The sequence below is a fragment of the Salinivibrio sp. ML290 genome (assembly GCF_001995695.1).
Taxonomy (GTDB): domain Bacteria; phylum Pseudomonadota; class Gammaproteobacteria; order Enterobacterales; family Vibrionaceae; genus Salinivibrio; species Salinivibrio siamensis.
Window position 1 is genome coordinate 55,277 of sequence record NZ_MUEY01000001.1, and the last position, 25,553, is coordinate 80,829.

At 51.2% G+C, this 25,553-nt stretch carries 30 protein-coding genes and 1 pseudogene; 10 read left to right on the forward strand and 21 right to left on the reverse strand.

Going from position 1 to position 25,553, the window contains the following annotated elements:
- Position 1 precedes the first annotated feature (1 nt).
- The 6 genes from rodA to BZG23_RS00315 all read right to left on the reverse strand — a co-directional run bounded on the left by rodA (position 2) and on the right by BZG23_RS00315 (position 5,509).
- Entirely contained in the window at positions 2-1,120 is a 1,119-nt protein-coding gene (rodA, locus tag BZG23_RS00290; RefSeq protein WP_046073737.1) for a rod shape-determining protein RodA, read from the reverse strand.
- On the reverse strand, positions 1,117-2,997 hold the full coding sequence (gene mrdA / locus BZG23_RS00295; protein WP_046073736.1) for a penicillin-binding protein 2: 1,881 nt from the start codon (positions 2,995-2,997) through the stop codon (positions 1,117-1,119). Before mrdA ends, rodA begins: the two co-directional genes overlap by 4 nt.
- Before the next feature lie 6 nt (positions 2,998-3,003).
- Positions 3,004-3,474, reverse strand: coding sequence for a 23S rRNA (pseudouridine(1915)-N(3))-methyltransferase RlmH (gene rlmH / locus BZG23_RS00300; RefSeq protein ID WP_077578611.1), 471 nt, complete (start codon positions 3,472-3,474; stop codon positions 3,004-3,006).
- A gap of 3 nt (positions 3,475-3,477) precedes the next feature.
- Positions 3,478-3,795, reverse strand: coding sequence for a ribosome silencing factor (gene rsfS, locus BZG23_RS00305; RefSeq protein ID WP_046073734.1), 318 nt, complete (start codon positions 3,793-3,795; stop codon positions 3,478-3,480).
- 68 nt (positions 3,796-3,863) lie between these two features.
- Positions 3,864-4,886: a DNA polymerase III subunit delta gene (gene holA / locus BZG23_RS00310; protein ID WP_077606004.1), complete on the reverse strand. Its 1,023-nt coding sequence runs from the start codon at positions 4,884-4,886 to the stop codon at positions 3,864-3,866.
- Positions 4,886-5,509, reverse strand: coding sequence for an LPS-assembly lipoprotein LptE (locus BZG23_RS00315; RefSeq protein ID WP_077605818.1), 624 nt, complete (start codon positions 5,507-5,509; stop codon positions 4,886-4,888). The genes holA and BZG23_RS00315 overlap by 1 nt, the downstream gene beginning before the upstream one ends.
- Before the next feature lie 11 nt (positions 5,510-5,520).
- Here BZG23_RS00315 and mobC point away from each other — a divergent pair, with 11 nt between their 5' ends.
- The gene (mobC, locus tag BZG23_RS16905) at positions 5,521-5,700 is read left to right on the forward strand and encodes a plasmid mobilization relaxosome protein MobC (RefSeq protein ID WP_108743690.1); all 180 of its coding nucleotides are present in this window, start codon (positions 5,521-5,523) and stop codon (positions 5,698-5,700) included.
- Positions 5,701-5,742: 42 nt separating this feature from the next.
- On the opposite strand, the pseudogene leuS reads toward mobC, so the two are convergent.
- Positions 5,743-8,301: pseudogene (gene leuS, locus BZG23_RS00320) on the reverse strand (leucine--tRNA ligase); the annotation flags it as partial.
- A gap of 106 nt (positions 8,302-8,407) precedes the next feature.
- Here leuS and BZG23_RS00325 point away from each other — a divergent pair.
- Positions 8,408-8,893, forward strand: coding sequence for a zinc ribbon-containing protein (locus tag BZG23_RS00325; protein ID WP_046073731.1), 486 nt, complete (start codon positions 8,408-8,410; stop codon positions 8,891-8,893).
- A 66-nt stretch (positions 8,894-8,959) separates the two neighbouring features.
- Here the strand turns inward: BZG23_RS00325 and BZG23_RS00330 are convergent, their stop codons facing one another.
- From BZG23_RS00330 to BZG23_RS00345, 4 genes are read right to left on the reverse strand one after another with little or no spacing between them, the layout of a single operon-like run.
- Positions 8,960-9,373, reverse strand: a complete 414-nt coding sequence (locus BZG23_RS00330) for a DUF2069 domain-containing protein (RefSeq protein WP_046073730.1) — start codon at positions 9,371-9,373, stop codon at positions 8,960-8,962.
- Positions 9,374-9,406: 33 nt separating this feature from the next.
- Positions 9,407-10,000: an NAD(P)H:quinone oxidoreductase gene (gene wrbA, locus BZG23_RS00335; protein ID WP_077605820.1), complete on the reverse strand. Its 594-nt coding sequence runs from the start codon at positions 9,998-10,000 to the stop codon at positions 9,407-9,409.
- Complete coding sequence (gene arsC / locus BZG23_RS00340) at positions 9,997-10,353, reverse strand: arsenate reductase (glutaredoxin) (protein ID WP_046073728.1); 357 nt, start codon at positions 10,351-10,353, stop codon at positions 9,997-9,999. The genes wrbA and arsC overlap by 4 nt, the downstream gene beginning before the upstream one ends.
- 23 nt (positions 10,354-10,376) lie before the next feature.
- Positions 10,377-11,876, reverse strand: a complete 1,500-nt coding sequence (locus BZG23_RS00345; RefSeq protein WP_077605821.1) for a beta-barrel assembly-enhancing protease — start codon at positions 11,874-11,876, stop codon at positions 10,377-10,379.
- A 125-nt stretch (positions 11,877-12,001) separates the two neighbouring features.
- Here BZG23_RS00345 and BZG23_RS00350 point away from each other — a divergent pair, with 125 nt between their 5' ends.
- From BZG23_RS00350 to BZG23_RS00360, 3 genes are all read left to right on the forward strand, one after another.
- Entirely contained in the window at positions 12,002-12,220 is a 219-nt protein-coding gene (locus BZG23_RS00350) for a sulfurtransferase TusA family protein (protein WP_046073727.1), read from the forward strand.
- A 10-nt stretch (positions 12,221-12,230) separates the two neighbouring features.
- Positions 12,231-13,310, forward strand: a complete 1,080-nt coding sequence (locus tag BZG23_RS00355) for an AI-2E family transporter (RefSeq protein ID WP_046073726.1) — start codon at positions 12,231-12,233, stop codon at positions 13,308-13,310.
- A gap of 106 nt (positions 13,311-13,416) precedes the next feature.
- Positions 13,417-14,853 carry an FAD-dependent oxidoreductase gene (locus BZG23_RS00360; RefSeq protein ID WP_077605822.1) on the forward strand — a complete coding sequence of 479 codons (1,437 nt, stop codon included), beginning with the start codon at positions 13,417-13,419 and terminating at the stop codon, positions 14,851-14,853.
- An 85-nt stretch (positions 14,854-14,938) separates the two neighbouring features.
- Here the strand turns inward: BZG23_RS00360 and bcp are convergent, their stop codons facing one another.
- Positions 14,939-15,409 (reverse strand): thioredoxin-dependent thiol peroxidase, encoded by a 471-nt coding sequence (gene bcp, locus BZG23_RS00365; protein WP_046073724.1) that lies wholly within the window; start codon positions 15,407-15,409, stop codon positions 14,939-14,941.
- A 267-nt stretch (positions 15,410-15,676) separates the two neighbouring features.
- Between bcp and dapA the strand changes: the two genes are divergently transcribed.
- Genes dapA through purC form a run of 3 tightly spaced genes read left to right on the forward strand, consistent with a single transcriptional unit; the run spans position 15,677 to position 18,371 of the window.
- Positions 15,677-16,555, forward strand: coding sequence for a 4-hydroxy-tetrahydrodipicolinate synthase (gene dapA, locus BZG23_RS00370; protein ID WP_046073723.1), 879 nt, complete (start codon positions 15,677-15,679; stop codon positions 16,553-16,555).
- 15 nt (positions 16,556-16,570) lie between these two features.
- Positions 16,571-17,599: an outer membrane protein assembly factor BamC gene (bamC, locus tag BZG23_RS00375; protein ID WP_046073722.1), complete on the forward strand. Its 1,029-nt coding sequence runs from the start codon at positions 16,571-16,573 to the stop codon at positions 17,597-17,599.
- 58 nt (positions 17,600-17,657) lie between these two features.
- Positions 17,658-18,371 (forward strand): phosphoribosylaminoimidazolesuccinocarboxamide synthase, encoded by a 714-nt coding sequence (gene purC, locus BZG23_RS00380; RefSeq protein WP_046073721.1) that lies wholly within the window; start codon positions 17,658-17,660, stop codon positions 18,369-18,371.
- Positions 18,372-18,439: 68 nt separating this feature from the next.
- Here the strand turns inward: purC and BZG23_RS00385 are convergent, their stop codons facing one another.
- Genes BZG23_RS00385 through BZG23_RS00400 form a run of 4 tightly spaced genes read right to left on the reverse strand, consistent with a single transcriptional unit; the run spans position 18,440 to position 20,833 of the window.
- On the reverse strand, positions 18,440-18,634 hold the full coding sequence (locus BZG23_RS00385) for a DUF2897 family protein (RefSeq protein WP_077599589.1): 195 nt from the start codon (positions 18,632-18,634) through the stop codon (positions 18,440-18,442).
- Positions 18,622-19,389, reverse strand: a complete 768-nt coding sequence (locus BZG23_RS00390) for a M15 family metallopeptidase (protein WP_077605823.1) — start codon at positions 19,387-19,389, stop codon at positions 18,622-18,624. Before BZG23_RS00390 ends, BZG23_RS00385 begins: the two co-directional genes overlap by 13 nt.
- Positions 19,317-20,450: a succinyl-diaminopimelate desuccinylase gene (dapE, locus tag BZG23_RS00395; RefSeq protein ID WP_077605824.1), complete on the reverse strand. Its 1,134-nt coding sequence runs from the start codon at positions 20,448-20,450 to the stop codon at positions 19,317-19,319. Before dapE ends, BZG23_RS00390 begins: the two co-directional genes overlap by 73 nt.
- A 38-nt stretch (positions 20,451-20,488) precedes the next feature.
- Positions 20,489-20,833: an ArsC family reductase gene (locus BZG23_RS00400; RefSeq protein WP_046073717.1), complete on the reverse strand. Its 345-nt coding sequence runs from the start codon at positions 20,831-20,833 to the stop codon at positions 20,489-20,491.
- Positions 20,834-21,057: 224 nt separating this feature from the next.
- Between BZG23_RS00400 and BZG23_RS00405 the strand changes: the two genes are divergently transcribed.
- The gene (locus BZG23_RS00405) at positions 21,058-21,336 is read left to right on the forward strand and encodes a winged helix-turn-helix domain-containing protein (protein WP_025740011.1); all 279 of its coding nucleotides are present in this window, start codon (positions 21,058-21,060) and stop codon (positions 21,334-21,336) included.
- Here BZG23_RS00405 and BZG23_RS00410 read toward each other — a convergent pair.
- Together BZG23_RS00410 and BZG23_RS00415 are read right to left on the reverse strand one after the other, a co-directional pair.
- Positions 21,333-21,713 carry a DUF1499 domain-containing protein gene (locus BZG23_RS00410; RefSeq protein ID WP_158011351.1) on the reverse strand — a complete coding sequence of 127 codons (381 nt, stop codon included), beginning with the start codon at positions 21,711-21,713 and terminating at the stop codon, positions 21,333-21,335. The genes BZG23_RS00405 and BZG23_RS00410 overlap by 4 nt on opposite strands.
- Before the next feature lie 65 nt (positions 21,714-21,778).
- Positions 21,779-22,129: a DUF2956 domain-containing protein gene (locus tag BZG23_RS00415; protein ID WP_046073715.1), complete on the reverse strand. Its 351-nt coding sequence runs from the start codon at positions 22,127-22,129 to the stop codon at positions 21,779-21,781.
- Positions 22,130-22,250: 121 nt separating this feature from the next.
- Between BZG23_RS00415 and BZG23_RS00420 the strand changes: the two genes are divergently transcribed.
- On the forward strand, positions 22,251-22,700 hold the full coding sequence (locus tag BZG23_RS00420; RefSeq protein WP_158011352.1) for a DUF2919 family protein: 450 nt from the start codon (positions 22,251-22,253) through the stop codon (positions 22,698-22,700).
- Between the two features lie 68 nt (positions 22,701-22,768).
- Here the strand turns inward: BZG23_RS00420 and crr are convergent, their stop codons facing one another.
- Genes crr through ptsH form a run of 3 tightly spaced genes read right to left on the reverse strand, consistent with a single transcriptional unit; the run spans position 22,769 to position 25,353 of the window.
- Positions 22,769-23,278, reverse strand: a complete 510-nt coding sequence (gene crr / locus BZG23_RS00425) for a PTS glucose transporter subunit IIA (RefSeq protein WP_046073714.1) — start codon at positions 23,276-23,278, stop codon at positions 22,769-22,771.
- Between the two features lie 39 nt (positions 23,279-23,317).
- Positions 23,318-25,045: a phosphoenolpyruvate-protein phosphotransferase PtsI gene (ptsI, locus tag BZG23_RS00430; protein WP_077578600.1), complete on the reverse strand. Its 1,728-nt coding sequence runs from the start codon at positions 25,043-25,045 to the stop codon at positions 23,318-23,320.
- Between the two features lie 50 nt (positions 25,046-25,095).
- Positions 25,096-25,353, reverse strand: a complete 258-nt coding sequence (gene ptsH / locus BZG23_RS00435; RefSeq protein ID WP_046073712.1) for a phosphocarrier protein Hpr — start codon at positions 25,351-25,353, stop codon at positions 25,096-25,098.
- Positions 25,354-25,553: the final 200 nt, after the last annotated feature.

The following is a 25,553-nucleotide window of genomic DNA, read 5'->3' on the forward strand; positions in this document are numbered from 1 at the left end:
TTTATGCCCTGGATAACATTTTACGATGAGTGTGGATAGACATCAGAATGCCAAAACCGGCCATCAGTGTGACCATTGAGGTGCCGCCATAGCTGATAAGTGGTAAGGGTACCCCAACCACAGGAAGAATGCCGCTGACCATGCCAATATTGACAAAAACATAAACAAAAAAGCTTAACACGATACTGCCAGCCATCATTCGGCCAAATGCCGTTTGGGCGCGGCTGGCGAGCATTAGCCCTCGGCCGATCAAAAAGAGGTACAGGGCTAACAAGACACAGACACCGATCAACCCCCATTCTTCAGCGATAACGGCGAAAATAAAGTCTGTGTGTCGCTCAGGGAGAAACTCCAATTGAGACTGTGTCCCTTGTAGCCAGCCTTTGCCGCTTAAGCCACCAGAGCCAATGGCAATTTTAGATTGAATGATGTGATAGCCTGCGCCCAAGGGATCGGACTCTGGGTTAAACAGGGTCAGCACGCGGGTACGCTGGTAATCATGCATTAGGAAAAACCAGAGTACAGGGACAAAACTGGCCAGCGCAATCACCGCTGCTGTGATAATTTTCCAGCTTATTCCGGCCAAAAACAGCACGAACACCCCAGAGGCGGCAATCAGTATTGAGGTGCCTAAATCTGGCTGCTTAGCAATCATAATGGTGGGCACAAACAATAACACTAGGGCGATGAGCAAGTGAGTAAATTTGGGGGGGAGCGGATCTTTGCCAATAAAGCGGGCAAGCATGAGCGGTACCGCAAGTTTAATGATCTCTGAGGGTTGGAAGGTGACCACTCCGAGATCAAGCCAGCGCTGCGCGCCCTTTGCGGTTTCGCCAACCAATAGAACCGCTGCCAGTAACACCACCCCCACGGCATACAAATAGGGCGCCCAAAACTCATAGTGGCGCGGCGGCACTTGGGCGAGGGCAAACATGACCGCGAGTGCCAATAGCATTCGGATCGCCTGGCGCTCCATCATCACCATGCTTTGGCCACTGGCGCTATACATCACCACTAGGCCGAAGCCCATCAGTAACAAAATTCCCACGAGCATGGGTAAGTCGAGATGCAAGCGATCGAACAAAGAGCGTTTCGCGCTGACTTGGGCAAGTGAACTCATTGTTTGGCCTCTTTGGTCTCTTTGTCTTCTAACAAGATATGGTCGAAGATCCGGCGGGCAATGGGGCCCCCGTTGCTCGAGCCCCCCCCTGCGTTTTCCAGTACCATAGAGACAGCGACTTCCGGGTTTTCAAAGGGGGCAAAGCCGATGAAAAGTGCGTGGTCTCGCAGGTGTTCAGCAATTTCGTCTGCGTTATATTCTTCATCTTCACCCAGCCCGAAAACCTGTGCGGTGCCTGACTTACCGCCCGATAAATACTCCGCCGAGCGGAATGAACGACGCGCGGTCCCTTTGCGACCGTGGTTAACCAGTTGCATACCTTTGAGGCCGACATCCCAATATTTATCGTCGACCCCTTTAATCGGTGGAAACGGCTCGGCGTCGGGTTTGTGGGTGCCGTGTTCATCACGTGTTTTGTTTAACAGTTTGGGGGCTTTGACTTCGCCACGGTTGAGCAGCACGGTCAAGGCTTTGACGATTTGCATCGGGGTGGCAGTCCAATAACCTTGCCCAATTCCGACGGGAATCGTGTCACCTTTATACCAGGGTTGGCGGTAGCGACTCATTTTCCATTCACGGTTAGGCATATTAGCGCTGCTTTCTTCTTGAATGTCGATGCCTGTGTATTGGCCAAAGCCAAATTTTTCCATCCACATAGAGAGTTTATCGATCCCCATGTCATAAGCGATTTGATAGAAGAAGGTATCGACTGACTCCTCGATCGACTGCACGATATTTACCCGTCCGTGCCCCCAAGGGAGCCAGTCACGGAAAGGGCGCGTATCCGAGTTAGGGATCCGCCAATAACCAGGGTCGTTACGCGTGGTCTTGGTGGTGATAACGCCTTCTTCTAGCGCGGCGACAGCAATGAAAGGCTTCACTGTGGAAGCTGGCGGGTAAATGCCTAGGGTGGCGCGATTCACCAAGGGACGATCTTTATCATTGAGCAACTGCCGATATTGGGTACCGGAAATACCATGTACAAATAAGTTAGGATCGTAGCTGGGCGTTGACACCATCGCCAGGACGCCCGAGGTGTCAGGGTCGACCACCACCACCGCACCTCGTCGGTCACCGAGGATGCCGCGCACGTAAAGTTGCAGGTCAATGTCGAGATTAAGAATCAGATCCTTACCCGGTTGCGGCGGCACATATTTAAGCGTACGTATTACACGGCCACGGCTGTTCACCTCAACTTCTTGGTAGCCCGCTTTACCATGCAGTGTTGATTCGTAGTATTTCTCTATCCCCAGCTTGCCAATATCACGGGTTGCTTTGTAGTTATTGAGCACCCCTTTTTGCCTGAGTTTGGCAATATCGCGATCATTGATTTTGGCGACATACCCGAGTACATGGGTCAGTGCATCGCCGTAAGGGTAATGGCGCTTTAAGTAGGCTTTGATTTCCACCCCAGAAAACTGATGCTGGTGCGCGGAAAAAATCGCGACTTCTTTATCGGTGAGCTGTGTTTTCAATGCCACGGCATTAAAACGTCGCGAGCGGCGACGCTCTTTTTGAAAGCGCGTAATGTCTTTGTCGGTCAATGAGAGTAAGTCTTTTAGCTGGGCGAGGGTTGCCGGCATATCATCGACTTGCTCAGGCGTCACTTCTAAGTGATAAACGGGGCGGTTTTCAGCCAGCAATTTCCCATTGCGGTCATAAATGAGGCCACGGTTAGGCGCCACCGGGACGACTTTAATGCGGTTATCGTTCGAGCGGGTTTGGTAGTCTTGGTGTTCGGTCACCTGAATATGATAAAGGTTGGTTAGCAGCACCCCAACCAACGCCATGATACCGACAAAGCAGACGATAGCGCGTCGCACAAACAAGGCCGCCTCGGCGCTGTGGTCTCGGATTTCAACTCGTTGGCGCTTCATCTTTGCTTATTCTCGATGATACGGGTGATTGGTGGTCAAGCTCCACGCTCGATATAGGCTCTCGGCCATAATGACGCGTACCAGCGGATGGGGGAGGGTCAGTGGCGATAGCGACCAGCTTTGCTCCGCGGCCGCTTTACACTGTGGTGCTAGCCCCTCTGGCCCACCGATCAAAATGGCGACATCGCGGCCATCAAGTTTCCACTTTTCCAACTGGTTAGCCAATTGCGGTGTGTCCCAAGGCTTGCCGGGAATATCGAGTGTCACAATGCGGCTACCACGGTTGACGGCCGCCAACATCGCTTCCCCTTCTTTTTGCAAGATACGGGTGATATCGGCATTTTTGCCCCGCTTGCCAGCAGGTACCTCTACCAGCTCGAGTGGCATGTCTTTTGGAAAGCGGCGTTGATATTCTTCAAAGCCTTGCTCCACCCATTTGGGCATTTTATTACCCACCGCAATCAATTGGATTTTCATGGTTTAGTTCCAGAGTTTTTCCAATTGGTAGAGTTGGCGTTGCTCCTCTTGCATGACATGCACCATAACGTCACCTAAATCGACCACAACCCATTCGCTGTCATCTTGTCCTTCCGTGCCGAGAGAGTCGATATCGACCGCTTGGGCCTGTTCACACACATGCTCGGCAATGGAGGCAACATGACGGCGAGAGTTGCCGGTGCACAGCACTAAAAAGTCGGTAATACATGATTTGTCGCGTACATCCAGAGTCACAATATCGCTGGCTTTTAACTCATCGACCTTATCGGTCACAAACTGTTTTAACTCGTTAGCTTGCAAAGAAAACCTCTATGTGTTGCTGATGGTCTTATTAGGCCAGTATACCATTTGCTAACCCGTTGGACACGCTAGGGCGTGAGTGGTTCGGACGCTTGGCACATGAGTGCACAAAAATAATGCAGATCTGGCCAAGGGTCGCTACCAAAGTCCGTTTTTAGCCTGATCTCTAACTGTGCTAAGCGGCGTAGCAGTGCGGTTAATCGGGCTTTGTTGAGCCGATTGAGAGCGGCGGTGAGCATGGGACGACGTGTTTGCCATACACGAAGTTGGTCAAAGATGGCATTCAGCGGCCTGCCTTGTTGCCCCTGCTCGTGAATGGTATACAACTGTTTGAGCTCCTTTTGGATCAGTCGTAAAAGGAGAGTGGGCTCTTCACCTTCAGCATGCAGTTGCTCAAGTATCCGTTGCGCGCGTTGTGCCTTTCCTGCTAGCAGCGCATCGGTGAGCTGAAAGGGTGTAAAGTGATGGTGGCGTGACAGGGCACTCTCTATGCGTGGCAGGGTTAAGGCGCCATCCGGATAGAGCAGTTGTAGAATGTGCAGGCTTTGTACCAATGCCAATAGGTTTCCTTCATGCCATTGTGCTAACAACTGTAGCGCTGGTTGGTCTGGCTTTAGCCCTAACTGGCGACACCGTTGCTCAATAAAACGCGGGAGTTGACGGGCATCCGGGGTATTACACACCACGTATAAGCCGTGTTGGGCGAGCGCTGAAAACCATTTAGCGCTTTCTTGCTTCTTATTGAGTCTTTCCCCTTGCACCAATAGGAGGATATCAGGATGCAGATAAGCGGCCAGCTCGGTAAGCTGCTTGGCTTGCGTGCTGGTGAGGCCATTATCAGGGCAGGAAAGTTCAATAATTTGCCGAGAAGCAAACAAGCTAAGCGCTTGACAGCAGTCGATAACCTCTTGCCAATCTAGTTGCCCATCGATGACAAATTTATGATGCTCTTCAAAACCTTGGGTGCGTGCCGCGCTTGTAATGGCGTCACGCGCTTCGAGTTTGAGTAATGGGTCGGAGCCAAAGACCAAGTAAGTTTGGCGCAGCGGTTGATTGAGCTGCTGCGCCAATTGGTCGGGATAGGTTCTCATCATTGCGCGGTATTCGTCTCGGTTTGTCGCGTTTCGATGATCACGTTGGGCTCTGTTGGCGTTTCACCTTGCTCGAGCTTCTCCATGGCCGCTTGTTCGGCCTGTTGGCGTTCAAACTCGGCGATATCGCCTTTTAATTGGGAAAGTTGACGCATAATTTGCCGAGTGGCTTCTGTACGCATCTCAGCGACTAACTTATCTTCTTCCACCGATTTTGCCAGCGCTGTCAGCGGGTTATCTAGGAAATTACGGCTTAAGGTGGTGTTGTAGGTATAACTGCCTTTATCAGGCACGGTGACGCGATAGCGCGCGACATAGCGAAACTCTTTCTCCGCCACGCGGCTGTTTTGATAAAGCGATAACGTCTGTTCGCTATTGCTCTCGCCGAGCAAGTGGATATTGGCCACGTCCTTGGAAGGGGAGACAAGATCGACCTTGTGTTGACGTAAGGCATTTCGCATTTGCCGGGTGAGCTCACCATAAGGGTCAAAGCTCGTTAACGACACCTTATCAACCTCATCGGGCAGGTTGTAGCTGCCACGCAAGGCAAACCCGCAAGACGCGATGGTCAAACAGACCATCGCGACAAGCAGGGAGCGAAGCATTGACTTAAACAGATTCACTCCATCGCTCCTTGTTAGTTGGCAACAATGTTAACCAGCTTGCCAGGTACATAAATCACCTTGCGCACGGTTTTGCCTTCGGTAAATTTCACCACGTTTTCATCTGCCATCGCTTGGGCTTACAGATTACCCGCAAGACGCGATGGTCAAACAGACCATCGCGACAAGCAGGGAGCGAAGCATTGTCTTAAACAGATTCACTCCATCGCTCCTTGTTAGTTGGCAACAATGTTAACCAGCTTGCCAGGTACATAAATCACCTTGCGCACGGTTTTGCCTTCGGTAAATTTCACCACGTTTTCATCTGCCATCGCTTGGGCTTCCACTGCGTCTTTCTCCGCATCTGCGGCGACGGTGATCTTGGCGCGTAGCTTACCGTTGACTTGGACGATAATCAGCTTTTCGTCCTCAACCATGGCTTCTTTATCTGCCTCTGGCCACGCTGCGTCATCAATGTGGCTCTCACCCAATGCATTCCACAGGCTAAAGCAGATATGTGGGGTAATGGGGTAAAGCATTAGCACCACCGCTTTGAGGGCTTCGTCGAGCACCGCGCGGTCTTGTTCGCTTTGTTGTGGGGCTTTCACCAATCGGTTCATTAGCTCCATAATCGCCGCGATGGCGGTGTTAAAGGTTTGACGGCGCCCCATGTCATCACTGACTTTCGCAATGGCTTTGTGCACCTCGCGGCGCAGCGCTTTTTGCTCATTGGTGAGCGCGCTAGCATCCAGTGCCACGACAGGTCCTTGTTGGCTATGCTCGTAAACCAGTTTCCAGACGCGACGCAAGAAGCGGTGTGACCCTTCAACCCCTGATTCTTGCCACTCCAGCGTCATATCCGCAGGCGCGGCGAACATCATGAACAGGCGCACCGTATCAGCCCCGTACTTCTCGACCATGAGCTGCGGATCAATGCCGTTGTTTTTAGACTTCGACATCTTGGTCATGCCCGCATGGGTCACCGCATTGCCTTGGCTGTCTACCGCATTAACAATTTGTCCTTTGCTGTCACGCTCAACGGTGACGTCGGTTGGCGAGACCCACACGCGCACGCCTTTGTCATCGGTATAGTAGAAGGCATCAGCCAGTACCATGCCTTGACAGAGCAGTTGCTTGAAGGGTTCATCGCTATCGACCATGTTTTCGTCACGCAGCAACTTGTGGAAGAAGCGTGAGTAAAGCAGGTGCATACAGGCGTGCTCAATCCCACCAATATACTGATCGACAGGCAGCCAATAGTTGGCAGCGCTTGGGTCGAGCATCTGATCGGCCTGCGGCGAGCAATAGCGTGCATAGTACCAAGACGATTCCATAAAGGTATCGAAGGTGTCGGTTTCACGCAGCGCAGGCTTGCCTTGATACTGGGTTTGTGCCCATTGTTTGTCGGCTTTAATCGGGCTTTGCACCCCGTCCATTACCACGTCTTCTGGCAGGATAACCGGTAGCTCATCCGTCGGAACAGGGACCACGTCACCGTCTTCGGTGTTCAGCATTGGGATAGGTGCGCCCCAATAACGCTGACGAGAAACGCCCCAGTCACGTAAGCGGAAGTTGACCGTTTTTTGCCCTTTACCCAAAGACTCAAGCTTAGCGGCAATCGCACCAAACGCGGCATCAAAGTCTAAGCCATCGAATTCACCAGAGTTAAATAGCTTGCCTTTTTCGGTATGTGCTTGCTCAGACAAATCAGGTGCGTTGCCATTTTCATCCAGGATCACAGGCTCAATATCGAGGCCATATTTGCTGGCAAATTCAAAATCGCGTTGGTCGTGTGCAGGCACGGCCATGACCGCGCCCGTCCCATAATCCATCAACACGAAGTTGGCGACAAAGATAGGTACGCGGCGGCCGTTTAATGGGTGCGTGGCGTACAAGCCCGTCGCCATGCCTTTTTTCTCCATGGTGGCCAGCTCAGCTTCCGCTACCTTGGTGTTACGGCACTCTTGCACAAACTCCGCCAAGGCTGGGTTGTTCTTGGCCGCGGCATCGGCCAGTGGGTGACCGGCGGCAATACCGACATAAGTCACCCCCATCAGGGTATCAGGGCGGGTGGTGTAGACGCCCAGCGCAGGGTGATCGCCCTCAACATCGAAGGTCAGCTCAACGCCTTCTGAACGGCCAATCCAGTTGCGCTGCATGGTTTTTACCATCTCTGGCCAACCATCCAGTTTGTCGATGTCTTGCAGCAGCTCTTCTGCATAATCGGTGATTTTGATAAACCACTGTGGAATTTCTTTTTGCTCAACCGGGGTATCGCAGCGCCAGCAGCAGCCTTCATGCACCTGCTCGTTCGCCAACACGGTTTGATCGTGTGGACACCAATTCACTGACGAGGTTTTTTTGTATACCAAGCCTTTTTTATAAAGCGTGGTAAAGAATTCTTGCTCCCAGCGGTAGTAATCAGGGCTACAGGTTGCGATTTCGCGATCCCAGTCGTAACCAAAGCCCAGCATTTTCAGCTGGCCTTTCATGTAATCAATGTTTTCATATGTCCAAGGTGCAGGGGCGGTTTTGTTTTTGATAGCGGCCCCTTCGGCCGGCAAACCAAATGCGTCCCAACCAATAGGTTGCATCACATTCTTGCCTTGCAGGCGCTGATAACGCGAGATCACATCACCGATGGTATAATTACGGACATGCCCCATGTGAAGTCGGCCACTGGGGTAAGGGAACATAGAAAGACAGTAGAATTTTTCTTTGTTAGGGTCTTCATGAGCCACAAAGGTTTTATTGTCGTCCCAATGGGCTTGAACTTTTTGTTCAATATCTTGCGGGCTATATTGTTCTTGCATCGATGGCTTCCGAGATTCTGTGAGAAAGGTAAAACCTGAAAGAGAAATATCGTCATAGAATAACGAAAGGCAGAGACCGCAACAACACTTGAATCAGGACAGAACCATGAATAAAGAGAAAGAACCGCAACAAAGTATCATTGAGCGGGTAAAAGAGGCACTGGAAAACAGTCCAGAGGCTTTGTCTCGCTGGGTCGAGTTGTCTGATCAATATCTCAAAGCAGCTGCGGATCTTACCAAAGATGAGTGGGCGCTGATTGAGGCTTACTTCAAGCGCGATGTGAAAGCCTTTGGTGAGCAGTACGACAAATCTCAAGGCGAAGACATGGACAGTCAGGTGTTTAACGATCTGATTGCCAACTCTATTTGGGAACAGCTGGCAGAAATCACCGATCGCACTCAGCTAGAGTGGCGTGAAGTGTTTGACGACCTTCAGCACCATGGCGTGTATGAAGCGGGTGAAATTGTTGGGCTGGGCGTATTGCAATGTGAGCAGTGCCACCACCAGTCACGCCACAGCCGGGTGGATGTGATTGCGCCTTGTAGCAAGTGTGGCCACCGGTATTTCTCTCGCCGCCCGTACCCGGTGTAAGCCAAGCACGGTGCTTGGCTTAGCCGAGGCGGTTAAGATACCAAGGGCGAGGATAACGGTCAGTTATCAGTCAGACGAGGCGTTATCTTTGCCCTCAAAGCGTTGGCGCTCTTCGCGTTCCACTTGAGACAGGCGTGGCAGTTTTAGCCCTTGTGATTTTCCCATCCAACGCGCGAAGACGATATTGCTGGCGAACGCACAGGCGACCAAGACAAGCTCGATAGCGGCCAACCAGCGTTCCCCCTCATCGACATAAATAAGGGTCAATGCGTGCAAAAAGTAAAACATCAAAATAAAGTTCGCCCACGCATGAGTAAAGGCCTTTCCTTTCAAGATCCCCGGTAGCGGAAGGAGCAGCGGGATGGTCCAGCCGATCGTTACCGCCCAAGCATTGAGGTGTGGGTGGGGCGATAAAGACGCATGCCAGATTATTACCCAACCAATCAGGCCGAGGTTACTCAATAGCGAGAGCCTACGCATTAATGCAAGCCGAGAGTCAGTCACAGTACTATCCTATTGTCCCAAGTGGTGGTGAAAGGTTTGTGCAAAACGTGCAAGACGTTGACCTAAGGTTTTGGCGATTTGTTTCTCGTCTGCGATTAAAGGCAGGTTCGGCTCTGCCACACTCGACGCACCATAAGGCGAGCCGCCACCTTGCGTGGTATGTAGCGCCCGTTCGCTATGTGGCACACCGAGCAACACCATACCATGATGAAGCAGTGGCACTGTCATGGTGAGCAGGGTGGTTTCTTGTCCGCCATGCAGCATTGATCCGGCGCCAAACACGGCTGCAGGTTTATCAATCAGGGCGCCTGATAGCCACTCCCCACTGGTACTGTCGATAAATTGCTTCAAAGGCGCGGCCATGTTGCCAAAACGCACCGGACTGCCGAGGGCTAGGCCATGACAGTCCAGCAAATCTTGCCGAGTGACAAACGGGTCTTTCGCGGTTGTGTCTGGCACTTGGCCATCAGGGTAAGCGGGCAGCTCGGGCACCGTGCGCAATACCGCTTCAGCGCCTTGCGCCTCGATACCACGGGCGATTTGCTGGGCGAGTTTGCGTGTATTCCCCGAGCGGCTGTAGTAGAGCACTAATACTTTCGTCATTTTATTAGCGCGAGGACGTTTTCAGGTGGACGACCAATGACCGCTTTTTCGCCCTTGACGGCGATTGGACGTTCGATCAATTTGGGATTGTTAACCATGGCGTCGAGTAATTGCGCTTCGTCCACGGAGGCATCGCCCAAGTTTGCCGCTTTATAGTCTGCTTCTTTGGTTCGCATCATCTCCCGAAACGAGCTGAGTCCGAGTTGCTGTTTTAACATCGTCAACGCCTCAGCAGACAAAGGGGTGTCGAGATACTTGATGATGGTCGGCGTGACACCGTTGGACTCCAACAACTTGAGGGTTTCACGACTTTTTGAACAACGGGGGTTGTGGTAGAGGGTTATAGCGGTCACAACAATGATCCTTTTTGAGTGAATTAACGGTCGCTAAGCGCTTTAAAGCGGGCTTGTTGGCGACGAAGTTGATCAAGACGCGCATCATACCGTGCCTGCGCCAAGCTACCTAGTTCTGCGATCTGGGCGGCTTGGGTATAATTGCGAATGGCTTTGTCCCATTGTCCGCGTAAGGCATAACGCTCACCTTGGGCGGCCAGCTCACCGTCTCGATGCGTCCCGGTACTTTCGTACGCTTGTTGTAACAAAAACCAACCGTTGCTGTCATCTGGATGCTGGTGTGTATATCGCTCCAGCATGGAGATCGCCTCGCCTCCTCGCTTGGCTTTGACGAGGGTATAGGCACGATTGAGCAATAATACGCGGTTATTAGGTTGATGGTTCAATGCGTTTTCAAGGCGCGTCAATGCCTTGTCGTACTGTTTCTCACCGATGTTTAAATCGGTCATCGCATCAAGGAAAAATCGATTATTTGGTTGCGCCTTGATAAGTGGGGTTAATTTTTCTCGCGCATCGTCAAAACGACGTGCATCAATATCAAGCAACGCCATCCCGTAGTTGAGGCTTTGCTTTTCGGCCGGCGAGGCCTCTTTATGACGCCGTTCAAACCAATCCATCGCCGAGCGGCTGGCGATGCCGCTATATCGCGCGACGATACGGGCGCGCGCGAGTTGATAATCGGGCGAGACAGGTACCCGTTTTTGTGGGTATTGGCGGGCACGAGCGCGAGAGTCAGTGATCCGTGAAGCCGGTAAAGGGTGGGTGCTGAAGTACTCGGGCATTTGGCTGGCGTAACGGTACTCATCCGCCAATCGTGAGAAAAATCGCGGCATGGCTTGCACGTCAAAATCAGCACGTGCGAGGGTTTCAATGCCGATCCGATCGGCTTCTTCTTCATTGCGACGGGTGAAGTTTATTTGGTTTTGCATACTGCCCGCTGTCGCGGCGTGTGCCGCTGCAATCCCGGCTTCGGGAGAGGCAATCGCGAGCATCAACGATCCCACTAAGGCGGCGACGGTCAGCGGCGAGGTTTGCGCTTGCTCCTCCATGCTTCTTGCAAGATGACGCTGGGTGACATGGGCGATTTCGTGGGCCATCACCGATGCCAATTCGCTTTCCGTTTTTGCATGGAGGAACAGCCCAGAGTGCATGGCCACGTAGCCACCGAAAAAGGCAAAGGCGTTGATTGCCTGATTATCAATTAAAATAAAACGAAAGGGTGTGCGAACATCGTTGGCATTCGCCACCAGTCGATGGCCCAAGCCATTAATATACTCGTTGAGTAGAGGATCGCTGATGATGGGCTTGCTGGCTCTTAGCATCCGCATGTAGGCATCACCAAACTCTTTCTCTTTGGCAACTGATAAGGTACTGACGGCGGCGGTACCGATATCAGGTAAGTCACTTTGATATGACTCAACACGTGCCGACACAGGTGCGCTCGCTAAAACCCCCGCTAGTGCATAACAGAGCAGGCGGCGAGCGTTGTTGCCTTTGTGAGAGCCAAGTGCGCGAGATGACATAAGTATGATGACCTTTAAATGCAGGGTGTACTTAGGTACAGACCGATAAAACCCGTTAGGGTTTCGTTGGCGTTCTATCTAATGTCCATTACAATACTGACGATAATACCGACCGGTGAGCCAGAATGGAATCTCAAACACTTGATTTGCGAGAACATGTTTGTCCAATGGCGCTATTGCTGGCAAAGCGCGCCGCCGCGTTATTGCAGTCAGGTGAGCAATTGGTGATTTTACTCGGTGATCAAGGGGCGAAAGACGATATCCCCAAGTATTTTAAACGCGAAGGCTTCAGCATGAGGTGGTTAGACACGCCAGCTTCGCGGCTACTCATCACAAAGAAATAGCGGGCTTTTTATGTTTGATATGTTACATCGCTGGTATCGGCGACGTTTTTCTGACCCACATGCCGTGAGCCTGGTGGCGATCCTTCTTTTTGGTTTTATTACCATCTACTTTTTTGGCAATTTGCTCGCCCCATTATTGGTCGCGATCGTGATGGCCTATCTACTTGATTGGCCGGTAAATCGTCTCTGCCGGCTGGGTTTGCCCCGCATTTTGTCAGTGCTGGTGGTACTGACTGTGTTTGTTAGCTTAACCTTGATGGCGTTATTCGGGTTGGTGCCGACCATATGGAACCAGGGGGTCAGCTTGGTGGCCGATGTGCCAAATATGTTTAATAACATGCAAGCACTGATGCTGAGTTTGCCAGAACGCTACCCAGAGCTGATCAATCCCCATATGGTCAATACCTTTGTCGATACCTTGCAAAATAAAGTGCTCAACCTTGGCGAAACATTGGTAAAAGGTTCATTGGCGTCTTTGGTGAACTTAGTCGCGGTGGCGGTATACCTGATTTTAGTGCCCCTGCTGGTGTTCTTTTTGCTCAAGGACAAAGCACAAATGTTGGCGATGTTCAAAGGCTTGTTACCACGCAACCGTCGTCTTGCCTCTCGAGTCGGCCATGAGATGAATCAGCAGATCTCCAACTACATCCGGGGCAAAGTGACTGAAATCATTATCGTCGGGGTGACCAGTTATTTGACCTTTAGCCTGTTAGACCTTCGCTATGCGGTCCTACTCAGTGTGGCGACGGGCTTCTCTGTTTTGGTGCCTTATATTGGCGCGGCGATTGTCACCGTCCCGATAGCCATTGTTGCCTTGTTCCAGTGGGGGCTTGAGCCTGGTTTTTGGTATGTAATGATCGCCTATGGCGTTATCCAAGCGCTAGATGGCAATGTGCTCGTCCCCGTACTTTTTTCAGAAGCGGTGAATTTACATCCAGTCGCCATCATAATAGCCGTACTGGTTTTCGGTGGACTCTGGGGCTTTTGGGGGGTATTTTTTGCTATTCCATTGGCGACCTTAGTGAAAGCGGTGTGGCAAGCGCTGCCAGTGATTGAGCTGGATGACGATCCCAAGACAGATATTGAGTGATCCATCTTGTTTTCACGCCCCTAATAAAAGGGGCTGAGCGGCAGGTAAACATCGACACGTCGTGATCAGTTTGGCCCACAGAAGTAGTAATGAAAACAGGGTTGGCATGGCACAACACAGGCAAGAACAAACGCAAGTAGAAAAGTTTCGCGTCGCGGTGATAGGTGGCGGTGTTGCGGGAACCACAGCGGCAATGCGATTGGCTGAGCGCGGGGTGGACACCCAGGTGTTTGAGGCGGGCACCGGCTTGGTGAGTGGGCCGCCAATTTGCCATCTGCACGCGGGCGGCAATTTGTATCGTGAAATTTCACTCGATCAATGCCTGACCTTACTCGAACAGTCGGTGGCCACGGTGCGCATGTATCCGCATTCGGTCAATCGTCGACCGACTGTCCTTGCCGTTCCTCAGCAAGACCCAGGCTCATTAGACAGTGTGATTGCACGTTTAGAAACCCTGCGTGAGCGTTATGCGCAATTGGTTGAGATCGATAGCGATAATAAAGTCATGGGTGAGCCGAGCGATTATTTCCGTTTGTATCAGCAAGAGGAACTGGAAGCATTGCGCGCTCAAGACTACCACAGCGTGATCGATGCTGCCGATCGATGGATGTGGCCCGTGGCGCAATCGCTCGATTTAAGTGCAATGAAATACCCTCTGGTCCTGGTGCAAGAATACGGGCTTAGCGTGTTTCGCTTGGCGGCGGAAGCGCAATTGACCCTTGCCGACGCGCCTCATTGTCAGCTTAATTTCAATCACAAAGTGATGGACACTCAGCCCATCTCGTCAGGGTGGCGGGTAACCTATCAAGACCAGTCAGGCCAGATACAGACCACCGACGTTGACTATCTTATCAATGCGGCCGGATTCCGCACGGGGACAATCGATGATATGGCCGGGTTTGGTCGCGAGCGTTTGGTCGAATACAAAGCCGCGTATATCGCACATTGGACACGGACTGAGTATCAGTGGCCGGAAATCATTGTCCACGGTCAACGGGGCACCCCACAGGGAATGGCGCAGTTGACTCCTTACCCGGATGGTTTTTTCCAGCTGCACGGTATGACTCAAGACGTCACCTTGTTTGAGCGTGGTTTAGTGAAAAGCTCTGCGGAGTCGGCGCAACCGACTGTAGATGCACGTTATGTGAAAAACATCGATAAAGGCTGGGACTGGCAAGAAGTGTGTGAACGCACTGATCGTGCGATTGACCATTTTGGCCAGTGGTTACCGGCATTTAAACAGGCCGAAGTAGGTGGCAAACCCTTGTGTGGTGCACAGCAAATCCCCGGGGATGATCCTTCGTTACGTGCCTCGGATGTGTCGTTTGATGGTGAACGTTATGCGCGTTTGGAAATTGTCAAAGCATCGTCGGCGCTGACGGCCATCAATAAAGTACTGACGCAATTTGAAGATTCAGGTTGGATATCTCCTACCTCTTATCAGCCATTGTCTCGCCCCAACACCGCGAAGATAATCGATACCGCTTGCGAGCTTGCGACACGCCGCGGATACCCTGAGGCGTTGGCAAAGCCTGTCGGCTAATCATACAAAAAAGCGCACGGTGTACGTGCGCTTTTAGTCAGCAGCATGTAGGCTGCTTTGTCGCCAAAGCTAACGTGGACTGACGTTACGCTTGGTTTAAGTAATCAAGCACCACTTGGTGGTGATCCTTGGTTTTAAACTTATTGAACACATGTTCTATCTTACCGTCTTTGCCAACCAAAAAGCTTAGACGATGAATCCCATCGTATTCTTTGCCCATGAATTTTTTCGGTCCCCAGACTCCGAACGCATCGGCGACGGCATGATCTTCATCGCTCAACAGCGTGAAGTTAAGTGCGTCGCGTTCAACAAAACGGGCCAGTTTTTTCACCGGATCTGGACTTATGCCAAGCACCACGGTGTCAAGTGCATCCAACTCGGCTTTCGTATCGCGTAGCGAGCAGGCCTGCGTTGTACAACCCGGTGTCATCGCCTTTGGGTAGAAATAAACCAGAACACGTTTGTCGCCTTTGAATTGGCTAAGCGTGACGGTGTCGCCATTTTGATCTTGCAGTGAAAAATCGGGCGCTTGTGCGCCTTCGGTGATTGTTTGCATGCGCTGCGTTTCCTTTTTGTCGGTAAACCGAATTCACGATGATAGAGGGTGTTCGCGATTACGCAAGTTTTTGATAATAGGATCACTGACTTGACAGGATTTGACTGCCCATTGACGCAGACTCACCCCTTCCTCGATTATAACGATAAGACACATTGTCTATCGATGAAAAAATGTCGATTAAGACATGCCTAGACGCAGGGTTATTCTTGTGTTTGCCCAGCGCCAAAAGTAACATTGCAAGCATCACTAATAAGGGAGACGAACATGGTTTCTGGAAGCATTGTGGCGCTCGTCACACCAATGGATGCACACGGCGAAGTTGATTACGTTAGCCTGGAAAAACTGGTCGAGTTTCATATCCAATCGGGCACTGATGCGATTGTCGCAGTGGGCACGACGGGTGAGTCGTCGACAGTAACCGTGGATGAGCACATTAAAGTTGTGCTGAAAACCTTGGAATTTGCTAACGGGCGTATTCCGGTTATTGCGGGAACTGGCGCCAATGCCACCCATGAAGCAATCACTTTCAGCAAAATGTTTGCTGGCTCAGGTGTGGCCGCCTGCCTAAGCGTGACCCCTTATTATAATAAACCAACCCAGGAAGGTTTGTTCCAGCATTACAAAGCCATTGCTGAAGCCACGGACCTGCCACAGATTTTATATAATGTTCCCGGTCGTACCGCGGTCGATATTCAGCCTGAGACAGTGGCGCGACTGGCGGCATTCGACAACATCATTGGTCTGAAAGATGCCACCGCTGATGTAAGCCGAGTGGCGATTCATCGGGAACTTTGTGGCGACGATTTCCTCTTATTCAGTGGCGATGATTTAACGGGCTTGGATTTTGTCTTGGCCGGGGGGCACGGCGTTATCTCTGTAACCAATAATGTGGCGGCTGCGCAAATGGCTAAAATGATCAAACTGGCGCGCGCAGGTGAAGCAGAGCAAGCGCATGCCATTAACGAAACCTTGATCCCCCTACATCGTCACCTGTTTGACGAAGCCAATCCGATCCCTGTGAAGTGGGCAGTCCGCGAGATGGGCTTGATTGCGGATGGGCACCTTCGTCTGCCATTAACTGAGTTAAGCGAGCACTTGCGTCCAGATGTTCGTGAGGCACTGCGTGTCGCAGGTGCTGTTTAAGCCGTTGGAGTGTCAATGAAACCAGTATTTAAGCTCGGCCTATGTGCCATCATGGCCACCAGTGTGGTGGCCTGCAGTGGTGGCGTCGAGCAGCGCCGTCAAGCCAAAGATGACTTTGACTATTTGCAAACAACCCCGTTGTCGCCATGGCAAACCTTGCCGGATCAAGCGCCGTATTTTTCCACCAATTATCAGATCCCGACACAAGATTTTAATGGTGAAGTCGGTCAGAACGTTGATATTCGTCCGCCGCGCCAAGTGCTGGATCTGATCCCGGGCGCACGGATACAACGTGATAGCCGTGGCGTCACCCTTGCCGTTGCCAATGAAAAGCAACTCGATAAAGTATGGCAAACGGTAGAGCGTTTGGTCAGCGAGCAGACCATCCCAGTGTCGTCGCAAACGGCAGACCAAGTAGAAACCGGTTGGATTGCTTGGGAAAAAGAAGACAGCGCCCATCAAGCACGCTTCCGTCTATCGCGCCTTGAGCAAGGTCGCCGCTTTGCGTTAGGGGTGAATATGATTGACTCGCGTGCGAAAGCCAGCGATGAACCGCTCACCCCTGCGTTGCGTGAGCGCTACAACACCCTGATGACTAACCTTATCACGGTGAGTCACGATGCGGCATTGCGTGCCGAAGCGCGCCGTTTGGCGGAGCAGCGCCAGTCTGATATTCCGATTAGCTTTGGTACCGATCGCAGTGGGTTGCCGGTCATCATCGCGCGCGCCCCATATGACGTGGTTTGGGAAAAGCTGCCTGCTATCATCAAGCCTTTAGGGTTCACGGTAGAAAGTCGTAACCAGTCGCAAGGCACGGTGAAAACCCGTCACGTCGCGCCAAATGATGAGCGTTGGCAATCCCTTGGCGTTGATCCGATTTCGTTCCCGGACAACAGCTATACCTTGTTGCTGGGCGATCTAGGCAACCGCACGTCACTTAACGTGACCAACAGCGATGGTAAGCCTGTCGATGAGGCGACGTTAGAAGCGCTGAGCCCAGCGCTCAAAGCGGTCATTGCCCAAGTGAACCAAGCATCAGAGTAATTTTATAGGGACGCGGTGAGCGTCCCTTACTTTTAGCGCCTAATGGAGAGTATAGGTAATGGAAAAACGTGCTGAGTTGTATCGCGGTAAGGCAAAATCTGTCTATGCCACAGATGATGAGCACCGCTTTGTTCTGCACTTTCGCAATGACACGTCGGCTTTTGATGGCGAGCGTGTTGAGCAGCTTGAGCGAAAAGGCGAAGTGAATAACAAATTTAATCACTTCATCATGCAAAAGCTTGAGCAGGCGGGCATCCCCACCCAAATGGACCAATTGTTGTCCGATACCGAGTGTGTGGTGAAAAAGCTAGATATGATCCCTGTAGAGTGTGTGGTGCGCAATATTGCAGCCGGTTCACTTTGCCGTCGCCTTGGCGTCGAGGAAGGGACGGCACTGACGCCGCCCACCTTTGAGTTGTTTTTAAAAAACGACGCGCTGCACGATCCCATGGTCAATGAATCCTTGTGTGAGTCTTTGGGCTACGCCACGCAAGCGCAATTGGCGACGATGAAATCACTGACCTACAAGGTGAACGATGTCCTCAAAGCGCTGTTTGCGGAAGGAGAGCTGTTGTTGGTCGATTATAAACTTGAGTTTGGTGTTGATCATCAAGGTAATATTGTTCTGGGTGACGAGTTTAGTCCTGACGGTTGCCGATTGTGGGATGCCAATACCCGAGAAAAACTGGATAAAGACCGTTTCCGTCAAGGCCTAGGTGGTGTTGTGGATGCTTACATCGAGGTGGCAAAGCGTATCGGCCTTACCTTGTAATTTTTGGTGTTAAAAAGCAAACGTTTGCTTTTTGCGCGCGAAAAATAGCGCCATCAATATGGCGCTATTTACTCTTTATGCTCGTCTGATTGCGCTTGATCATTCCCCGCATCGCTTTCTTTGGATGACGACTGTTTATCCGGCTTATCTTTGTACTTAAGGCCAAACTTTGCGTTGGCGGTGTACTTGAGTGCCATGATATTACTGACCACCACGGCAACCACGATGGCAATAATGACATAAGGGTTGGTTAGCCATTCCATTGTTCCACCTCGCAGAGATTGGTGACGTAGGTTGAATATATCCAATCCAATTGGTCAAGAATAGTACGTTTACCACAAATAGGCGCATTGCCGATCGCGTTGGCAAGCATGTCTTGGCTAAATGCTGACAAAAGGGTGGCGCTGGTGGCGATATGGCTGATATGCCAAGGCTCCCTCGCAACACCGCCCTTATCCTCGGCATAAGGAAGGAAGAACCCCCATTGCGGGGCGTGGGTTTTAAGCCACTGAGAAAACGCGGCCTGAGGGCCATCATCATATTCCGGTGGGGTGAGCGCCAACCTTTGATGTGGAGCCAGTGCACGCTTGTCATACACGTCTAAATCTGTTCCCCAATGATGGCGGCTTGCCCCAGGCAAAGCTGACCAACGCAATATTGCCTTGACGCGCGCATCATCAGACAGTTGCGTGATATCCAGTGGCTGGCTGTCGGCATCTAGCACCGGTTTTTCGCCATTAAATTTACCATTCCAGATAGCCAACTGACGGGCAAACGAGCGATAGCCGCTGGCGACCATTAGGGTAAAGCCCGCTTGTGATGCCGCCTGTTGTAAGGCGGCAAAATCAGCCAGTACAGCCTGATGCAAGCATGGTGCATTAGGTTGGTTGTTGATCGGTGCGAGCACTGAGCCGTCTTGGCCAGTGAGCTGTGCGGACGTTGGGGTCAAGGGAGTGCTTTCTCCAACACCTTTTGATACATGTCCGTCAGCTTTTCTAAATCCGGGACACTGACACATTCATTCACCTTGTGGATAGTGGCATTCACCGGGCCCAGCTCAATCACTTGCGCACCCATTTGCGCAATAAAACGTCCGTCGGAGGTGCCGCCAGTGGTCAGCAGTTCCGGTGTTTGATGATTCACCTCTTCCACCGCCGCCACCACCGCGTCCAGCAACGTACCTTTATCGGTTAAGAAAGGGTCACCACTGTGCGTCCACTCAAGGGTATAGTCGAGCCCATGGGCGTCTAAAATCGAGTAAACCCGCTTTTTGATGGTTTCACTGTCCAGCTCTGTGCTGAAGCGGAAGTTAAACTGCGCATGGCATTCCCCTGGGATGACATTGGCCGCGCCTGTGCCAGCCTCGATATTGGGAATTTGGAAGCTTGTGGGGGGGAAAAACGCATTGCCTTTGTCCCAGAGTGTTTGCGCAAGCTCGGTGAGCGCTGGCATCGCCTGATGCACTGGGTTGTTGGCAAGATGCGGATAGGCGACATGGCCTTGTGTCCCTTTGACGTAGAGATCCCCGGTGATTGACCCGCGACGGCCGTTTTTCACCACATCACCGACATGGTGTGTGCTAGACGGCTCGCCAACAATACACATATCTATCTTCTCGCCGCGCGCCATTAGGGTATCGACGACGCGGGTAGTGCCATTAATAAACGGGCCCTCTTCATCCGAGGTGATTAAAAACGCGAGAGAGCCAGAGTGGTCAGGGTGCTGGGCAATAAAACGCTCAACCGCGACAACCATGGCGGCCAATGAGCCTTTCATATCCGCGGCGCCACGTCCATGGAGGTGATCGTCAATCACTGTCGCTTCAAACGGCGGTGTATGCCATTGTTCGCGCGGCCCTGAGGGAACCACGTCAGTGTGGCCGGCAAAAGCAAACAGAGGGCCTTCCGTCCCCCGCCTGGCCCAAAGGTTAGTGGTATCTTCAAACACCATGGTCTCAATGGTGAAGCCCAAGGCTTCTAACCGCGCAATCATTTGATCTTGGCAGCCGGCATCTTCCGGCGTGACCGATTCTCGGTTTATCAGATCTTTCGCTAAAGCCAGCGTGGCAGAGTCAGTCATCGGGGTTTCCTTACAACAAAAATGAATCGACTATCACATTACGCGAAAATATCAGCGTATTGGTTCTCTTTAAAGCCGAGGTAATAGCTACCTTTGTGTACGAGCAATGGGCGTTTAATGATCGCTGGGTTGTCGAGCATGATTGCGATAGCGCTGGCTTGGTCTAAATGGGCTTTTTGCTCATCGCTTAGTTGGCGGTAGGTGGTGCCACGTTTGTTGATTAACGCTTCCCAGCCCAGTTCGGCAACGAAAGTTTGCAGCATTTGTGCGTCTAAGCCATCTTTCCGGTAGTCGTGATATTGGTAGTCGATACCTTGGTTATCCAACCACTTTAGGGCTTTTTTTAGGGTGTCGCAGTTTTTAATCCCAAATACAGTTGTCATGGTCTTATCGTGATTGTTGGCAAAGGTTTAAGAGTGACACCACTGGTTAATGAACGCAATACTTGGCGCGGCAGGGATGTACGCCATGTGATGGCGCAAAACCGTGTGAAATGCGTGGGTAAATGCGCCTGCAGCACGTCGATTTGATGGCGTTTTGATCAAACGCAAAACCTCTTAGCAGGCGCCATGAATAATGGGATCATTCGTAATTGTTGGAGGTTCGTATGGAACTCAACCCGGTATTCGCTCGGCGCTTGTATCTCGCCGCACTGGTAGAAGAGATGGAGCGCCCAAATGTTCCGCGTTTGATTGAGGCAACAGGCTGGCCGCGTCGCACTATCCAGGATGTGCTCAAATCTTTGTCAGGGCTAGGCATTGATATGACATTTATCCAAGATGGCAAGCGCCACAACGATGGTTATTACCAGCTAAAAGACTGGGGCCCGTTTCGTCGCGATTGGGTCGAGGATAAAAAGCGAGACATTCGCTCGTATATCAACTAGTGATCGCCTAAGGGACGGACCAGTTTCGCCTCGACCAGTGTGCGTCGAATGGCATCAGCACGCCGACGGTTTGCGCCAAAGTCGTAATAGCCAATACGAGAGGCAGAGCGAAGCGCGAGCTGGTTATCACTGAGTGAGACTTCAACATCATCGACAAAGCGCAGCACCCGGGTGGTGAAGCGTAAGTGTGCGTAGTTTTCTTGGGCTGAAACCACTTGAGCACCTGGCATTGAGGCAATTTTCTCAACAATGGTCGCCAAGGCAACATCGGTGTTAGCCAGCGGTAAGGGCGCTAACTGAAATGTCGCGCGCGTGTCTTCTGTTGAAACACAATTAGGGCTGTCACCACAGGCAGTGACAGGCGGTTGTTTTGCCATGGGGCCTCCTTTCGAGCAGCCGAACAGTGTAAAAAGTACAATGAGGCCGAGCAGATTTTTTCCCATTATGCCCCCACGAGCGTGTAACCAATAAACCCTATCCAGCTTACGACGAGTAAAAGCCAAGGTAAACGGCTGTGCCCTTTATCTTGTGCAGTAGGCTGCGGTGAAGAGGCAGGCTCGCTGAGTTGGTCGACAGCCGGTGTCGGTTTTTGCTGTTTCTTGCGCGCTTTGTCCTGCGCCCGCGCCTTTGCTTTTTGTTCTTTTTTGTACTGCGCAATCCCTTTCTCAATCCCTTGAGCGATCAGTTTCGTCTGAGCCTTGGTTTGTCCAGGCTTTTGCGTGGCTTTGGCAACGCGCATGGCGTCTTGTTGCGTCTCTGGCGAAATCGTTGCTTTGGCTTTTGTTTTGGCCATGAGGGCTCCATGTAACGCTAAATAAATGGCTCGTCCCTAGGATAACAAATTTTGCTTTTGCGCTTGCAGTTTTTATCGCATGTCGCCATGGTAAATGCGTGACTTCTCAATCAAAAATCTTATGGACACGTTTCATCATTTCGACGACAAAGGGTATATCAAGGCCCCCCAGATCGCCGTACTGTGCCTGCTACTGTTAAGTCGCGCATGGTGGCTACTGGCGATGGCCGGTGTCAGCCGAGAGCAGGGCAGCGAGCTGCTTGCGCTGGTTTATCCGGACACCGCTGCGTTTTATCTCAGTTTAGGGATTGGCCTGGTGCCGCTTGGGCTATTACTGTTGGTGGGGAACTGCGACAAGGCGCCTGAATGGTTAACACAGCATTGGCATTTAGGTTATTGGTGGGTGTGGCTATTGTGGACGTGGGAAGCCTATCAAGTGGTGCATACGCTCACGATGACGGGGGGACGGTTTGATTGGTTGCTTGCCTTGCACGGGCTTTGGTTAGTGTGGGCGAGCCTTTATTGGCTGAGAAGCCAGCGCGTAAAGCGCTTTTTTTATCAGTTCACATAGACTGGGCAACGCCGGGCATAAAAAAACGCAGCACGAGGCTGCGTTTTTTCCTCACTAAGTAAACCTAATTACTTAGTAACGCGCAATACAGATGTTTCACCCACAGTGACGGCACCAGAGAGCTTAGTCAGCTCTTTGATTTCGTCCATGTTAGAGATAACAACCGGCGTTAGCGTTGATTTGGCTTTCTCTTCGAGCATGCCTAAATCAAATTCGATCACGGTATCACCGGCTTTCACCGTTTGACCTTCTTCCGCAATGCGCTTAAAGCCTTCGCCTTTCAGCTCGACAGTGTCGATGCCAAAGTGCACGAACAGCTCTACGCCGTCATCAGACTCAATTGAAAAAGCGTGGTTGGTTTCGAAAATCTTACCGATTGTGCCGTTTACTGGCGCAACCATCTTGTCGCCCGATGGTTTAATCGCAACACCATCACCGACGATTTTCTCAGCAAACACAACGTCAGGCACGTCTTCGATGTTGACGATCTCACCCGACAATGGGGCGATAATTTCAATGGCACTAGCGTCGTTGCTGTCTTCAGACACCAACTTCTTCAGTTTGTCGAACAGACCCATAGTGTTGCTCCTAAGCAGTGATTCTTTGCTGATTGTATATTAGCAAGCGGTTTTTTCCGCAATAAATTTTTCGACATAGGCCTCGATTTCTGCCGCAGTTGGCAGAGTGAGTGCTTTGTCGGCCATCGCTTTCACATCAGCAAAGTTGGCATTACGGATAATCTTCTTGATGCGAGGGATAGAGATGGCACTCATACTAAACTCATCCAAACCCATTCCCATCAATAGTAACGTTGCTTTCTCGTCACCTGCAAGCTCTCCGCACATACCCGTCCATTTACCTTCCGCATGTGAGGCATCAATCACTTGCTTGATAACCGTCAATACAGCAGGAGACAGTGGGTTATACAGGTGCGAAATCAGCTCGTTACCACGATCGACCGCCAAGGTGTACTGGGTCAAATCGTTGGTGCCAATGCTGAAGAATTCCACTTCTTTTGCGAGGTGGTGAGCGATCGCAGCCGCGGCTGGCGTCTCAACCATCACACCGATTTCCAGATCAGCGTCGAAGTCGTGACCTTCTTGGCGCAATTCTGCTTTATAGGTCTCGATCGCTTCTTTCAGCTCTCGGATTTCTTCCACAGAAATAATCATCGGGAACATCACACGGATTTTACCGTGTGCCGATGCGCGAAGAATGGCACGAAGCTGATCGCGGAGAATTTCGCGACGATCGAGGCTAATACGGACTGCACGCCAACCCAAGAATGGGTTCATTTCTTCCGGCAAGTCCATATAAGGCAGATCTTTGTCACCGCCGATATCCATGGTGCGGATGATCACTGGGTGACCATCAATCGCTTTCGCTACCGCTTTATAAGCTTGGTATTGCTCTTCTTCGGTAGGAAGCGAGTCGCGATCCATAAACAGGAACTCGGTGCGATAAAGACCGACACCTTCACCGCCGTTACGGTTCACGCCGTCACAGTCTTTGACTGTACCCACGTTACCGCACACTTCGACTTGGTGACCGTCCAGCGTGATGGCTGGCAGATCTTTAAGCTTAGCCAGTTCCGCTTTTTCGGCGATATGTTGATCGCGAATCGCTTTGAACTTGCTGAGCTCTTGGTCTGATGGGTTGATAACGATTTGGTTGTTAATCGCATCAAGCACCAGCATGTCGCCGTTTTTTACTTTGCTGGTTGCATCATTGGTGCCTACAATCGCTGGTAGCTCAAGCGAGCGCGCCATGATTGAAGAGTGTGAAGTGCGACCACCAATGTCGGTGATGAAACCAAGCACATAATTCAGGTCAACCTGTGCTGTTTCTGAAGGCGTCAGATCGTTTGCAACCAGGATCACTTCTTCGTTGATAGCGCTCAACGACACCATGTTGATGCCAAGTGCGTTTTTGACGAAGCGTGAACCGATATCACGGATATCCGCGGCACGCTCTTTCAGATAATCGTCGTCGAGTGACTCAAGCGTCACCGCTTGTTCTTCGATAACGCTGTAGATTGCGTGATCAGCGGTTGCTAGGTTTGACTTAATGAAGCTGACGATCTCTTCTTCGAGCTCTTCATCTTCAAGCAGCATGATGTGACCTTCGAAGATAGCTTCTTTCTCTTCGCCAAAGGTCTCCCTTGCTTTGTCTTTGATCGCTTCAAGTTGCGTCTTAGACTGTTCGCGAGCATCCAATACGCGCTGAATTTCTTTGTCGATTTGAGACGCAGCAATCTTATCTTTATTGATGACAACGTCTTCTTCTTGCAGCAGCAGTGCTTTACCAAAAGCAATACCAGGTGATGCCAGGATGCCTGAAATCATAGCTTTACCTTACGTTTATCCAACTTAAAACCGATAGAAAAAGAGCCGGATTACTCCAGCTCGTCCATCAGTTTTACTAGGTGATCAACGGCCTGTTGTGCTTGCGCACCTTCAGCAGAGATAGTCACCTTAGTGCCTTTGGTCAAGCCAAGGGTTTGAAGTTTAAATAGGCTTTTTGCGCTCGCGCTCTTACCGTTAGATTCAACAGTGATGTCAGCGTCGTAGCTTTTCGCTTCTTTGACGAACTGCGCCGCTGGACGAGTGTGTAGGCCGTTTTCTGCAGTAATCTCAACTTGCTTCTGATACATGATTCACCCCGTTTCTCTATTTTTTTAAATCTATGTATTAAATATAAGGTTAGCTTAACCGCTAACGGGCGACTTCGCTATCCGTTGACGCTAACCTAACCAAGAAATCGACCCGATAGCTTAATCCATGTCAATTTCGTGTCATCTTTTTGCCATTTTTGACCTTCCACTCATTAGGCGCGAGGGCTTTTATTTTGATG

What these genes read in the sequence shown, in the direction of transcription:
- BZG23_RS00410 (WP_158011351.1), bottom strand. Translation starts at nt 21,713, where the DNA reads ATGGCAAAACAACCGCCTGTCACTGCCTGTGGTGACAGCCCTAATTGT.
- mrdA (WP_046073736.1), bottom strand. Translation starts at nt 2,997, where the DNA reads ATGAAGCGCCAACGAGTTGAAATCCGAGACCACAGCGCCGAGGCGGCC.
- BZG23_RS00360 (WP_077605822.1), top strand. Translation starts at nt 13,417, where the DNA reads ATGGCACAACACAGGCAAGAACAAACGCAAGTAGAAAAGTTTCGCGTC.
- bcp (WP_046073724.1), bottom strand. Translation starts at nt 15,409, where the DNA reads ATGCAAACAATCACCGAAGGCGCACAAGCGCCCGATTTTTCACTGCAA.
- bamC (WP_046073722.1), top strand. Translation starts at nt 16,571, where the DNA reads ATGAAACCAGTATTTAAGCTCGGCCTATGTGCCATCATGGCCACCAGT.
- BZG23_RS00345 (WP_077605821.1), bottom strand. Translation starts at nt 11,876, where the DNA reads ATGTCATCTCGCGCACTTGGCTCTCACAAAGGCAACAACGCTCGCCGC.
- crr (WP_046073714.1), bottom strand. Translation starts at nt 23,278, where the DNA reads ATGGGTCTGTTCGACAAACTGAAGAAGTTGGTGTCTGAAGACAGCAAC.
- BZG23_RS00350 (WP_046073727.1), top strand. Translation starts at nt 12,002, where the DNA reads ATGGAATCTCAAACACTTGATTTGCGAGAACATGTTTGTCCAATGGCG.
- BZG23_RS00325 (WP_046073731.1), top strand. Translation starts at nt 8,408, where the DNA reads ATGAATAAAGAGAAAGAACCGCAACAAAGTATCATTGAGCGGGTAAAA.
- ptsH (WP_046073712.1), bottom strand. Translation starts at nt 25,353, where the DNA reads ATGTATCAGAAGCAAGTTGAGATTACTGCAGAAAACGGCCTACACACT.
- dapE (WP_077605824.1), bottom strand. Translation starts at nt 20,450, where the DNA reads ATGACTGACTCTGCCACGCTGGCTTTAGCGAAAGATCTGATAAACCGA.
- BZG23_RS00385 (WP_077599589.1), bottom strand. Translation starts at nt 18,634, where the DNA reads ATGGAATGGCTAACCAACCCTTATGTCATTATTGCCATCGTGGTTGCC.
- BZG23_RS00355 (WP_046073726.1), top strand. Translation starts at nt 12,231, where the DNA reads ATGTTTGATATGTTACATCGCTGGTATCGGCGACGTTTTTCTGACCCA.
- holA (WP_077606004.1), bottom strand. Translation starts at nt 4,886, where the DNA reads ATGAGAACCTATCCCGACCAATTGGCGCAGCAGCTCAATCAACCGCTG.
- rodA (WP_046073737.1), bottom strand. Translation starts at nt 1,120, where the DNA reads ATGAGTTCACTTGCCCAAGTCAGCGCGAAACGCTCTTTGTTCGATCGC.
- purC (WP_046073721.1), top strand. Translation starts at nt 17,658, where the DNA reads ATGGAAAAACGTGCTGAGTTGTATCGCGGTAAGGCAAAATCTGTCTAT.
- ptsI (WP_077578600.1), bottom strand. Translation starts at nt 25,045, where the DNA reads ATGATTTCAGGCATCCTGGCATCACCTGGTATTGCTTTTGGTAAAGCA.
- BZG23_RS00330 (WP_046073730.1), bottom strand. Translation starts at nt 9,373, where the DNA reads ATGCGTAGGCTCTCGCTATTGAGTAACCTCGGCCTGATTGGTTGGGTA.
- dapA (WP_046073723.1), top strand. Translation starts at nt 15,677, where the DNA reads ATGGTTTCTGGAAGCATTGTGGCGCTCGTCACACCAATGGATGCACAC.
- BZG23_RS00390 (WP_077605823.1), bottom strand. Translation starts at nt 19,389, where the DNA reads ATGTGTCAGTGTCCCGGATTTAGAAAAGCTGACGGACATGTATCAAAA.
- rlmH (WP_077578611.1), bottom strand. Translation starts at nt 3,474, where the DNA reads ATGAAAATCCAATTGATTGCGGTGGGTAATAAAATGCCCAAATGGGTG.
- BZG23_RS00420 (WP_158011352.1), top strand. Translation starts at nt 22,251, where the DNA reads ATGGACACGTTTCATCATTTCGACGACAAAGGGTATATCAAGGCCCCC.
- BZG23_RS00400 (WP_046073717.1), bottom strand. Translation starts at nt 20,833, where the DNA reads ATGACAACTGTATTTGGGATTAAAAACTGCGACACCCTAAAAAAAGCC.
- BZG23_RS00415 (WP_046073715.1), bottom strand. Translation starts at nt 22,129, where the DNA reads ATGGCCAAAACAAAAGCCAAAGCAACGATTTCGCCAGAGACGCAACAA.
- BZG23_RS00405 (WP_025740011.1), top strand. Translation starts at nt 21,058, where the DNA reads ATGGAACTCAACCCGGTATTCGCTCGGCGCTTGTATCTCGCCGCACTG.
- wrbA (WP_077605820.1), bottom strand. Translation starts at nt 10,000, where the DNA reads ATGACGAAAGTATTAGTGCTCTACTACAGCCGCTCGGGGAATACACGC.